The organism is Photobacterium sanguinicancri, from assembly GCF_002265265.1.
GTDB classification, from domain to species: Bacteria; Pseudomonadota; Gammaproteobacteria; order Enterobacterales; family Vibrionaceae; genus Photobacterium; species Photobacterium sanguinicancri.
Genome location: NZ_NOIF01000563.1, coordinates 1 through 342 on the forward strand (window position 1 = coordinate 1; position 342 = coordinate 342).

Sequence of the window (342 nt, forward strand, 5' to 3'; positions counted from 1 at the left end):
TCCGCCAGAGCGTCGCGGAACATCTCGATCTGGTCGAACTTCGCCGACAGTGAGCCGGTCGACGAGTCGAGCATGATCAGGCGCGTGCCCTGCTGGTCGACGACGCGGGAGTTCTCGCCGAAGGCCTGCTCGAAGTTGGCGATGTCGCCGCCCATGATCTCGTGGTTGCCCGGCACGTAGTACCAGGGGAAGTCCGTGCCGGCCAACTCCTCGTCGACGATGTCGCCGTTGATGACGAGCACGTCCGGGTCGGCCGCGACGATCTCCCGCAGGGCCCGGCGCGCCCCCGCGACGAGGTCGCTGTCGGGGTTGCGGGCCACGAACTGCGCGTCGCTCATGACC

1 protein-coding gene is annotated in these 342 nt (G+C 68.1%); it reads right to left on the reverse strand.

Annotation, left to right across the window (positions count from 1 at the left end):
* The coding region (locus ASV53_RS25120) for a metallophosphoesterase family protein (RefSeq protein WP_189337989.1) at positions 1-342 on the reverse strand (342 nt) is incomplete at both ends.